Source organism: Streptomyces sp. CC0208, from assembly GCF_003443735.1.
GTDB classification, from domain to species: domain Bacteria; phylum Actinomycetota; class Actinomycetes; order Streptomycetales; family Streptomycetaceae; genus Streptomyces; species Streptomyces sviceus.
The window spans coordinates 3,598,928-3,610,282 of record NZ_CP031969.1 but is presented as its reverse complement, the minus strand read 5'-3'; the positions used below and the strand labels follow the sequence as shown (position 1 = coordinate 3,610,282).

Genomic DNA, 11,355 nt, shown 5'->3' with positions numbered 1-11,355 from the left:
TACAACCCTGAGAGGGATTGACGCATAGTGCTCGACGTCAACTTCTTCGATGAGCTCCGGATCGGTCTGGCCACCGCTGACGACATCCGTCAGTGGAGCCACGGCGAGGTCAAGAAGCCCGAGACCATCAACTACCGCACCCTCAAGCCCGAAAAGGACGGACTCTTCTGCGAGAAGATCTTCGGTCCGACCCGGGACTGGGAGTGCTACTGCGGCAAGTACAAGCGTGTCCGCTTCAAGGGCATCATCTGTGAGCGCTGCGGCGTCGAGGTGACTCGCGCCAAGGTGCGCCGTGAGCGGATGGGCCACATCGAACTGGCCGCCCCCGTCACGCACATCTGGTACTTCAAGGGCGTCCCGTCGCGTCTGGGCTACCTGCTCGACCTGGCTCCCAAGGACCTCGAGAAGGTCATCTACTTCGCGGCGTACATGATCACGTACGTCGACGAGGAGCGCCGTACGCGTGACCTGCCCTCCCTGGAGGCGCACGTCTCCGTGGAGCGTCAGCAGGTCGAGAACCGTCGTGACGCCGACCTCGAGGCCCGCGCCAAGAAGCTGGAAAGCGACCTGGCCGAGCTGGAGGCCGAGGGCGCCAAGGCCGACGTGCGCCGCAAGGTGCGCGAGGGTGCCGAGCGTGAGATGAAGCAGCTGCGCGACCGCGCGCAGCGCGAGATCGACCGTCTCGACGAGGTGTGGACCCGCTTCAAGAACCTCAAGGTCCAGGACCTCGAAGGTGACGAGCTGCTCTACCGCGAGCTGCGTGACCGCTTCGGCACGTACTTCGACGGTTCGATGGGTGCCGCGGCGCTGCAGAAGCGCCTGGAGTCCTTCGACCTCGACGAGGAGGCCGAGCGCCTCCGCGAGATCATCCGTACCGGCAAGGGCCAGAAGAAGACCCGTGCGCTGAAGCGGCTGAAGGTCGTGTCTGCCTTCCTGCAGACCTCCAACAGCCCCAAGGGCATGGTCCTCGACTGCGTCCCGGTCATCCCGCCGGACCTTCGCCCGATGGTGCAGCTGGACGGTGGCCGCTTCGCGACCTCCGACCTGAACGACCTGTACCGCCGTGTGATCAACCGCAACAACCGTCTGAAGAGGCTCCTCGACCTCGGCGCGCCCGAGATCATCGTCAACAACGAGAAGCGCATGCTTCAGGAGGCTGTTGACGCCCTCTTCGACAACGGTCGTCGTGGTCGCCCGGTCACCGGTCCCGGTAACCGCCCGCTGAAGTCCCTCAGCGACATGCTGAAGGGCAAGCAGGGTCGATTCCGTCAGAACCTGCTCGGCAAGCGTGTGGACTACTCCGCGCGTTCCGTGATCGTCGTCGGTCCGCAGCTGAAGCTGCACCAGTGCGGTCTGCCGAAGGCGATGGCGCTGGAGCTCTTCAAGCCGTTCGTGATGAAGCGCCTGGTCGACCTGAACCACGCGCAGAACATCAAGAGCGCCAAGCGCATGGTGGAGCGCGGCCGCACGGTCGTGTACGACGTCCTCGAAGAGGTCATCGCCGAGCACCCGGTTCTCCTGAACCGTGCTCCCACCCTGCACCGCCTCGGCATCCAGGCCTTCGAGCCGCAGCTGGTCGAGGGCAAGGCCATCCAGATCCACCCGCTCGTCTGCACCGCGTTCAACGCGGACTTCGACGGTGACCAGATGGCCGTGCACCTTCCGCTGTCCGCGGAGGCGCAGGCCGAGGCCCGCATCCTGATGCTGTCCTCGAACAACATCCTCAAGCCCGCCGACGGCCGTCCGGTGACGATGCCGACCCAGGACATGGTCCTCGGTCTGTTCTTCCTCACCACCGACGGCGAGCTGCGTGACACCAAGGGCGAGGGCCGCGCGTTCGGCTCCACGGCCGAGGCGATCATGGCGTTCGACGCCGGCGAGCTGGCGCTGCAGTCGCCGATCGACATCCGCTTCCCGGTGGGCACCATCCCGCCGCGTGGCTGGACGCCGCCGGCGGTCGAGGAGGGCGAGCCGGAGTACCAGGCCGGTGACAGCTTCCGGCTGCGCACCACCCTGGGCCGCGCGCTCTTCAACGAGCTGCTGCCCGAGGACTACCCGTTCGTCGACTACTCGGTGGGCAAGAAGCAGCTCTCCGAGATCGTCAACGACCTGGCCGAGCGCTACCCCAAGGTCATCGTGGCGGCGACGCTCGACAACCTGAAGGCGGCCGGCTTCTACTGGGCGACCCGTTCCGGTGTCACCGTGGCCATCTCCGACGTCGTCGTTCCCGAGGCGAAGAAGGAGATCGTCAAGGGCTACGAGGCGCAGGACGAGAAGGTCCAGAAGCAGTACGAGCGCGGTCTGATCACCAAGGAAGAGCGCACGCAGGAGCTCATCGCGATCTGGACCAAGGCGACCAACGAGGTCGCCGAGGCGATGAACGCGAACTTCCCCAAGACGAACCCCATCTTCATGATGGTTGACTCGGGTGCCCGAGGAAACATGATGCAGATGCGGCAGATCGCCGGTATGCGTGGTCTGGTGTCGAACGCGAAGAACGAGACCATCCCGCGTCCGATCAAGGCGTCCTTCCGTGAGGGCCTGTCCGTGCTGGAGTACTTCATCTCCACGCACGGTGCCCGTAAGGGTCTGGCGGACACCGCCCTGCGTACCGCCGACTCGGGTTACCTGACCCGTCGTCTGGTGGACGTCTCGCAGGACGTCATCATCCGCGAGGAGGACTGCGGCACCGACCGTGGCCTCAAGCTCCAGATCGCGGAGGTCGGCGCGGACGGCGTGCTGCGCAAGGCGGACGACGTCGAGACCAGCGTGTACGCCCGTGCGCTGGCCGAGGACATCACGGTCGACGGCAAGGTGCTGGCCCCGGCCAACACCGACCTCGGCGACGTCCTCATCGACGAGCTCGTCCGGCACGGCGTCTCCACGGTCAAGACCCGCTCGGTCCTGACCTGCGAGTCCGCCGTCGGCACCTGCGCCATGTGCTACGGCCGCTCGCTGGCCACCGGCAAGCTGGTCGACATCGGTGAGGCGGTCGGCATCATCGCCGCCCAGTCCATCGGTGAGCCCGGTACCCAGCTGACGATGCGTACCTTCCACACCGGTGGTGTGGCCGGTGACGACATCACCCAGGGTCTGCCGCGTGTCGTCGAGCTCTTCGAGGCCCGTACCCCGAAGGGTGTCGCCCCGATCTCCGAGGCCCAGGGCCGCGTGCGGATCGAGGAGACCGAGAAGACCAAGAAGATCGTCATCACGCCGGACGACGGCAGCGACGAGACGGCGTTCCCGATCTCGAAGCGCGCCCGACTCCTGGTCAGCGAGGGCGAGCACGTCGAGGTGGGCCAGAAGCTCACCGTGGGTGCCACCAACCCGCACGACGTGCTGCGCATCCTGGGCCAGCGTGCCGTCCAGGTCCACCTGGTCGGCGAGGTCCAGAAGGTCTACAACTCGCAGGGTGTGTCGATCCACGACAAGCACATCGAGATCATCATCCGGCAGATGCTGCGCCGCGTGACGATCATCGAGTCCGGCGACGCCGAGCTGCTGCCCGGCGAGCTGGTCGAGCGCTCGAAGTTCGAGACCGAGAACCGTCGTGTGGTCCAGGAGGGCGGTCACCCGGCCTCCGGTCGTCCGCAGCTGATGGGTATCACCAAGGCCTCGCTGGCGACGGAATCCTGGCTGTCGGCCGCCTCCTTCCAGGAGACGACCCGAGTCCTGACGGACGCGGCGATCAACGCCAAGTCCGACAGCCTCATCGGCCTCAAGGAGAACGTCATCATCGGTAAGCTCATCCCGGCCGGTACGGGTCTGTCCCGCTACCGCAACATCCGGGTCGAGCCGACCGAGGAGGCCAAGGCCGCGATGTACTCGGCCGTCGGCTACGACGACATCGACTACTCGCCGTTCGGCACGGGGTCCGGCCAGGCTGTTCCGCTGGAGGACTACGACTACGGGCCGTACAACCAGTAGGCCTTACGTCCACTGAGGGCGGTCACCTTTCGGGGTGACCGCCCTTCGGCGTTTTAGCGTCGCCCGCGGTCCAGATGTGCCTGGAGACGGTGCATGCGGGTGTGGACGTCGGGACGCGAGTCCAGCAGCCGCACCATGACCGCGTCCGGGGTGGTTCGCCGAGTCTGTTGGCGGTCGTGCTCGGCATTCAGCACCGCCAGCAGATGCGCGGCGAAACCGAGGCCCGCCGCATGCTCGTCCGCGCGCAGTTCGGCTCGTCGGGAGACCGCGGCCACCAGGTACGGGGTGGCCAGGGGCAGGAAGATCAGACCGTACGTCGCGGTCGCCAGCACGAGGAGCACGACAGCGACCACGACGGCGGAGAGGACCGCCGCGTTCCCCGACGGGCGCTCCACACGCGAGGCCAACCGGAGCACCAGCCGCCGGGTCAACCGCGCGGGCAGTGCGTACCACAGCGAGAGCAGCGACGCCCAGGCGTGTCCCCGGGTGTGGTGGCCCAGTTCATGTGCGAGCACGCCGCCGAGCTGAGCCGGGGCGAGTGACGCCAACGAGTGGCTGGTCACGCTGACGATGTGACCGGCCGCCGCCAGGGCGTTGATCTCCTCGCTCTCCTCCACCCACAGCTGGTACCCGTTGGCGTCGACTCCGGCACGGCCGGCCACCTCCCGCCAGACCGGCCGCAGCTTGCGCTCCTCCTCCGGCGCTGGATACCTCAGCCGCAGCAGCCAACGGGCCAGCAGCCGTTCGCAGGGTCGGCTGAAGACCAGGGCACCGCTCAGCGCCCAGCAGCCCAACGGGACCCACCACGCCAGTCCGGTCACGGCGCCTACGAGACACGACAGTGCGAACACCACGGCCGTACTGGCGAGCCCATGGGGAAGATGGAGCGCCAGATGGCCGAGAGCCGTGAGGTCCATGCCGCGCTGGCGGGCCGGTATGTGGACGCGTCCGGTGCGGAGCGGCAGCTCCTCCTGTGGCTCTGCCGGCTTTCGCAGTTTCTCCGGCACGGGTGGATCGCCGGGTTCCTCGGGGTCGTAGAACCGGGGCATGGCGCTTCCTTTCCGGATGGCGACGGGTTCAGGCGACGAGCAGGGACAGCGGGAGCAGGAGGGCCGAGCCGCCGCAGGCGATCAGGCCGATCCGGATCCAGAAGTGCTTGCGGGCGGCGATGCGGCTGTTCTCGGTGAGCGCGGTGCGCAGCGCCCGAGCAGGGGCGCGTTCGGTGTCCACGAGTGCCGAGCCGAGCTGACCCGCGCGGGCGGCGCGACGGATGTCGTCGAAGTAGGTGAGGGGGAGACCCGGGGCCCAGCGGCTCCTGCCATAGCGGGGAGTGACTGCAAGCAGCAGTGCGAAGAGTGAGCCGACCAACAGGGCCGATCCGGACCACCACAGCAGGGCGGCGACCACGGAGAGCCGGGCGGGACTCCAGTGGAGGTTGATCACCAGTGTGCTCAGCACCCCCGTGGTCAGACCGAGCACGCCGACCAGGACCGTGGCCTTGGCGTCCGCGCGGGCTATCTCACCGCGGAGGTCGGCGAGCAACTGGACGTCGGCCCGGGGCCGAGGGGTGCGCGGACCCCGGGTCACGGCCCGTCGTCCAGGCGCTTCTGGAGCGGCAACTCCGGGTAGGGCGGGGGCAGTTCGGTACCAGTGGTGGTTCCGGTCGCCCGTAGTATCGCGGTCATCCGTTCGACGACGAGGTCGGTGGGCTTCTCGAGCTGGTAGCCCTCCAGCCATTTGTTGTCGAGGGCCCGGTCGATCAGCTGCAGCTGGGTCTTCACCGCCTCCGCCTGCTCGGTATGCAGCCGGTCAAGGACCAGGGCGGTGTCCTCCGGGTGCACCGCCAGGTGCAGGGCGACCGCGGCCGTGCCACCCCGGTCCAGGTGGCACTGGTAGAACGTGAGCTTCTCCGCGGTCCGTTCGGCGGCGTACTGCTCACGGAGCCGTGTCGCCTCGTGCTCCGGCCGGGCGGCCTCTTGCTCGTGCCGGGCGGTGCGGAGCCGGTTCTGGTGGATCCGCTCTACGGCGTCCCGGCGCAGCCGCACCGAGCAGGTGACTTCCAACCCCTCCATGGCCGCGAGCTGCGGAGAGGCGTCCACCGCCAGCTGTACGGCCTTCTCCGCCTCCGCGCTCGCCTCGATGCGATGCCCGCGGCCGGCCGCCCGCAGCACGGGCCGGAGCCGGCGGGTGACGAGGCCGGGCACATCGCGCTCCTGGCTGCGGACGAACCGCTCCGGGTCGACGACCCGCCAGGTGATGTCGGCGACGGCCTCGAACTCGAAGCTATCGACCTGGCTGGGCAGCGGCTCGGTCAGCCGGAAGGCGTGCGGGTCGGTGTCCACCTCGTACAGGGCGACGTAGCCCCAGACGGATGTGGGGCGCTTCGGCGGCATGAATGTCCGGTACGCCCCTTGGCGGGTTACCAGGACCAGGGCGTGCTGGAGGTCCCCGGCGAAGCGGCGGCTGCCGAGGCGGAAGCGGGACAGCTGCCAGACGGTGCGGACGGGGTCCGCGTCCTCGTGGGGGCGCTCGGGCTGCTGGAACCAGTCGAGCCGGTCCTCCGGTGGCTGGGTCCGGCCGACGCTCTGTCCGGGGCGCGACTTCGGCTCGGTGTTCTCCGGTTGCTCACCTGGTGTCGACGACCGCAGCAGATCGGGCGGGGGGTCGGCGTGTTCCATGATCGGTCTCCTCGGGCTCAGGGAGCGGAGATGCGTGCCAGCAGCCGCTCGGCCGCCGGGGAGCCGCTCTTGTCGGCGTCGCGGATGGTGCGCAGCAGGTGGCTGACGCGGCTGTGGTTGGCGGGCGTCGTGACGAGTGCGGGGAGCAGCGAAGTGAGGGCCGCCTCGGACTCCGGGTCGCGGTCGGCTGCCCGGACCCAGCCGCGCAGGATGCGCAGCGCCTTCGTGGTGCGGGCCCGATCGGCCAGCGCCTCCTGCCAGAACGCGATCAGGTGCTGGGCGTCGGTGTCGTCGATCGCCGCCGCGGCCTGGGCGTACCAGTCAAGGACCAGGGGGCGGTCGTTGTGCTCTTCGGACTGCTCGCAGGCATGGAGGAAGGCGAGCAGCGCGTACTCACGGACCGCGCGGTCGCCGGTGAGATGTTCGGCGAGTGCCCTCAGGACCGGCCGGCGCACCGCGAGGAGCAGCAGTTCGAGGGCGTCCGCGAACTGGATGGCCTCCTCCTTCACGAACTCCGCGTAGGCATCGGCCTCGTCCTCGTCGCCCTCCAGGTCCTGTTGCCTGCGTTGCCCCCGGATGGCCTCCAGCAGGGCGTTCAGGGCGTGTTCGTAGTACACGGGGCCGAGCAGGCCGTAGGCGCGCACGGCCGTCCAGCGGCGGCCCTCCAAGCCGTCGTAGTCGCCGGTGCACCAGTCGTGCAGGATGCGGGAGACGGCGGGAACGCCCAGGAGCTGGGCCATGGTGAGGGCGTTGGCCGCGGTCAGCCAGGAGTTGAACTCCTCCTCGTCCGCCCAGGGTTCGATGAGCAGGGCCATCGCCGAGGACAGGTCGGCGTTCGCGAGCAGGGCGGTGGCCGAGGCCGCCCGGGTCCTGACCAGGGGGCGGCCGTCGCCAGCGAGCTCCTGGATCCACCTGACGAGTGCCGGCCGGGCGGACGGGTGGAAGTTCCACACCTCCTTCAACAGGAGCGGGGCCGTGCGCTCGTCCCGGAAAGCGGCGAAGTACTGGCCCACGAGCGGCCCCCACTCGGTGGCCTCGGTGTCGATGTAGCCGCGGGCGTGGGCGAGGCGCAGCCGTTCCTCACACGAGCCGCCGAAGACCGGGATCTCGGCCGGCTCGTGGGGGTTGGCCGTCCGCTGGAGCCGTATGTAGAGCAGGTCGGCGAGTTCGGCGGTCACGGCGTACGGCGCTCTGTCGAATACGGCGAGGGCGATCAGGAAGGCCTTTTCGTGCAGCGGGGTCGGGCGGTTGTCGTCGCCAAGCCAGCGGGAGACCTGGGTGGTGGCGGCCCGCTCACCGTGGGCGGCGAGTTTCTCCTCGTCGATCTCGTCGCGGTGGAAGGCGACGATCAGCCGCGCGAACTCCTCAATCCCGCCCGGCTGTTGCTGCCGCGCCAGGAACTCGGTTACCGGCGTGAGCTCGCACAGCTCGGCCCACGCGGCCGCCCCGGTGTGTCGGACGACATGGGAGCGCAGCATGTCCTCGGCGGTGGGAGGTTCCCAGCGCACGAACGGGACGTCCTCCAGAGCTGCCGACGGTTCGACCGTGATCACCAGATAGCCGCCGGTACGCTCCAAGCGCTCGCGCAGGCCCAGCAGATGGGGCTCGCGGAGGGGATGGCTGCGACTGGTGGCCAGGTTCAGCAGGACGTATCCGGCCCCGTCGGCCAGCTGCTCCAGGAGGGCCGCGAGCGAGGCGGGCGGGTCCAGGTTGCGCACCCGCTCGGCCCGCAGACGGGTCAGCAGCATGAGGGCCGCCGAACGCCGGCCGGTGTCGCGTCCGCCGGCCAGAATCACCACCCGGTCGGTGCGCAGCCGGGCCAGCGCCTCGTCGAAGCTCGCGCAGGTGTGGAAGACGTACGACAACTCCTCGATCTGCTCCCGGCGGATCTCTCCGGAGAGGTGTTCCGAACGCTCCGGCCGTGCGCCGAAGTGGTAGTTCACATCGCCCTTGACGGTGCCGCCGGTGATGCCGAACAGGTCGCGTTCGACGCCGGTGCGGGCCAGCGGCATGACGAACGCGGGGCCGTGGTCGATCAGGTTCCGGCGGGCGTCCCAGGCCTTCTGGCGCTGCTGTTCCTGTTCGGCGGACTCGTCCTGCTTCTTCTGCTTGGCGTCCGGGTCGGCTCCGTCGGTGGGGGCCGCAGGGTTGGCGACCGTGTCGTCCCGGTTCATCGGCCCTCGCCTCGCCGGGCGGAGCCGAAGTCGTAGTTCAGGTCGCGGGAGGTCCCGCCACTGGGGCCGTAGTGGTCGCCGCCGACGTGGGTCTCGTTGTGCTGGGAGGAGGCTGCACCCTGTGCGGGGGAGCCGGTGCCGGTCGCGGCGGCCGAGTCCGTCGTACCCGACGCGGGCGAGCCGTGGAGCCACGCGACCGTGGGGCCCTCCTTCGTGTCAAGGGTGATGCGGTGGAAGTCCTCCGGGCGCACGCCCAGCGGGCCGTCGGACACGACTCCCTGATAGATGGCGTCGGACGCGCACAGCACGCAGTCGTCACCGCGGGCCTTCAGGGCGTCCTTCAGCGGGTCGGAGTCCAGCAGCCGCACGGCGTGGTTGAGGTCCCGGCCGACCCAGCCGCCGAGCTCGTCCACGGCGACGTAACCGGCGGAGAGCACCATGCGCAGCCGCATCCGGGTACTTTCGGCGATCAGCCGGTTCTTGCCGTGCAGCAGCGCGGGCGTCTCGGACAGCAGGGTCTTGGTGAGCGCCGGCACGGAGATCCGGGTGTCGATGAGCTCCATGACGGAGTCACCGCGGTCGGCGCGCAGCCGGGAGGTCTCGTCGACGCCGGCGGCCAGGAGGGTGGCGTCGACGACGTCGTAGAGCATGCGGCGGAGATACGCCTGCTCCACGTTGTCGCGCCTGCCGAACCGCTCGATGTCGAACAGCAGGATGGTGCGGTACACGGGGTCGGTCTGGGTCATGGCTGCCTCTCGCGAGTGGGACCGGTGCCCAGCACGATGGCCGCCCCCGGGCCGTTAGGCGGAGGGACGATGACACGGAGCGACTGTGACCGTGTGCACAGACAGCGCGCGCCCGTGCCCGTACGGCCGGGAGCCGCTCATACGGGCAGGCGGCCCAGATGCGGTCAGCCGGCGCTCTCCCCGACGATGCGGCGCAGCACGTCGGGACGGAGCACGACGATGCGGCGGCGATCGGTGATGACTACTTTGCGGCTGCGCAGGTCCTTGAGGAGCCGGGCGACCGCCTCGCGCGAGGAGCCGACCGAGCCCGCGAACTCTTGTTGGCTGAGGCCGATGGTGAGTTCTATGCCCTCGTCCGTGTGTCTGCCGTGGGTGCGCACGAGTTCCAGCAGCAGGACAGCCAACCGCTCGCGCACCGACAGCGCGGCCCATTCCAGCCGACGACGGTCCGTGGAGCGCTGTCGGTCCGTGGTGAGGCTCAGCAGGTTCAGAGCCACCCGGGCATTCTCCGAGAGAAAGGCGGTGAATCGCTTCTCTTCGACGACGACCGCCTCGACCGGCTCCAGGGCGGTGACTGTCGCCGAGCGGAGGCGCCTGCTGAGGGCGGCGCCCTCGCCGACTATGTCTCCTGGACCGCGCAGAGCCAGCAGGGCCTCGTAGCCGTTGACGGCATTCACCGTGACCTTGGTCCAGCCGTGCAGGAGGAGCAGCACATGGGTGGACGGTTCGTGCTGACGCATGACGACACCGCGGGCCGGATAGTTCAGCGGGCGGCCGATGGCGAGCAGGGCGACCCGGTCCTCCTTCTCCAGACGGGCGAGGAACGGCACCTTGTCGTCGAAACCGCCGTCGTCCCACGCATGCGCCTGCCCCCCGGCCATATCCCCTGCCCCCTTGTTCACCTGCACGGATGCCGTTGATTCCGCAACCAGTCAACGTACTTGAAGTGGCGGGTCGGGCAACGGGCGACAATCGGCCGCCATGGCCGACGCGCCGCCGTCGGCGGTTCCGGCTGGGCGTTTCCCGTAAGAGATGCGGGAACCTGTCCCGGTATCGGAGCGTTGGAGCATCATGGAGGCATTCGACCGCCCAGGGGGTGCTCCTGTGTCGCAACCGTCGTGGCAACCGTGGCAGGGCAAGGACGAGTCACCGTCAGGGCCGGGCAGGGACGGCCCGGCAGCGGGGTCCTGGTCCGGCGCGCACGTCCCTGTGGCGCGCCCCTGGCCCGGATACGCCGCCCCCTACGCCGTCCCGCAGCCCAACGCCTCCGCCATGCTCGCCTCGCACGCCGACCGTGAGCGGGCCGTCGATGTCCTGCGGGCCGGGTACGGGGAGGGGCGGCTGGAGAAGGGCGAGTTCGACAAGCGGGTGGAGCGGGCCTACGGCGCGCGGACCGTGGGGGAGCTGGCGCTGCTCGTCGCCGATCTGCCGCTCGGGCCCGTACCGCAGCCGGCGCCCGTCACCGCCGTACCGCGGACGTTTCTGCCGGCCCCGCGGCCGCGGGCGAACGGGAAGGCGGTCGGAGCCGCCGTGTGCGGGCTGCTGTGTGTGCCGACCTTCGGGTTCACCGGGATTCCGGCGGTGATCCTCGGGCACACGGCGCGGGCGGAGATCGGGCGGACAGGAGAGGGCGGCGACGGGCTCGCGCTGACCGGGCTCGTGTTCGGCTGGCTGTCGATCGCCGCGTGGTCGATCCTCATGACGCTGATGGTCGCGGTGGGGCTCGCCTCCGGGTGAGCGCCCAAAGGTGCCGCTCTTATGTGTGCGCCAGGTGAAATCGAAGATCGTCCACGGCGTAGGGGCTTGACATCGACCCCTCCGCGGGGGTGC

8 protein-coding genes are annotated in these 11,355 nt (G+C 69.4%); 2 read left to right on the top strand and 6 right to left on the bottom strand.

Features of this window, described 5'->3' with window-relative positions:
- The first annotated feature begins 27 nt into the window (after positions 1 to 27).
- Entirely contained in the window at positions 28 to 3,927 is a 3,900-nt protein-coding gene (locus tag D1369_RS16295; protein ID WP_007384051.1) for a DNA-directed RNA polymerase subunit beta', read from the top strand.
- A 53-nt stretch (positions 3,928 to 3,980) separates the two neighbouring features.
- Here the strand turns inward: D1369_RS16295 and D1369_RS16290 are convergent, their stop codons facing one another.
- From D1369_RS16290 to D1369_RS16265, 6 genes are all read right to left on the bottom strand, one after another.
- A complete protein-coding gene (locus D1369_RS16290) occupies positions 3,981 to 4,976 on the bottom strand; it encodes a M48 family metalloprotease (protein WP_007384052.1) in 996 nt (331 codons plus the stop codon).
- 28 nt (positions 4,977 to 5,004) lie between these two features.
- Positions 5,005 to 5,514 carry a Pycsar system effector family protein gene (locus D1369_RS16285; protein ID WP_037901131.1) on the bottom strand — a complete coding sequence of 170 codons (510 nt, stop codon included), beginning with the start codon at positions 5,512 to 5,514 and terminating at the stop codon, positions 5,005 to 5,007.
- Positions 5,511 to 6,605 carry a hypothetical protein gene (locus D1369_RS16280; protein ID WP_007384054.1) on the bottom strand — a complete coding sequence of 365 codons (1,095 nt, stop codon included), beginning with the start codon at positions 6,603 to 6,605 and terminating at the stop codon, positions 5,511 to 5,513. The genes D1369_RS16285 and D1369_RS16280 overlap by 4 nt, the downstream gene beginning before the upstream one ends.
- A gap of 17 nt (positions 6,606 to 6,622) precedes the next feature.
- Positions 6,623 to 8,779 carry a hypothetical protein gene (locus tag D1369_RS16275; RefSeq protein ID WP_037901133.1) on the bottom strand — a complete coding sequence of 719 codons (2,157 nt, stop codon included), beginning with the start codon at positions 8,777 to 8,779 and terminating at the stop codon, positions 6,623 to 6,625.
- A complete protein-coding gene (locus D1369_RS16270; protein WP_007384056.1) occupies positions 8,776 to 9,525 on the bottom strand; it encodes a hypothetical protein in 750 nt (249 codons plus the stop codon). Before D1369_RS16270 ends, D1369_RS16275 begins: the two co-directional genes overlap by 4 nt.
- A gap of 164 nt (positions 9,526 to 9,689) precedes the next feature.
- The gene (locus tag D1369_RS16265) at positions 9,690 to 10,406 is read right to left on the bottom strand and encodes a Crp/Fnr family transcriptional regulator (RefSeq protein WP_037901135.1); all 717 of its coding nucleotides are present in this window, start codon (positions 10,404 to 10,406) and stop codon (positions 9,690 to 9,692) included.
- 391 nt (positions 10,407 to 10,797) lie between these two features.
- Between D1369_RS16265 and D1369_RS16260 the strand changes: the two genes are divergently transcribed.
- The gene (locus tag D1369_RS16260) at positions 10,798 to 11,262 is read left to right on the top strand and encodes a DUF1707 and DUF4190 domain-containing protein (protein WP_037903592.1); all 465 of its coding nucleotides are present in this window, start codon (positions 10,798 to 10,800) and stop codon (positions 11,260 to 11,262) included.
- The last annotated feature ends 93 nt before the right edge of the window (positions 11,263 to 11,355 follow it).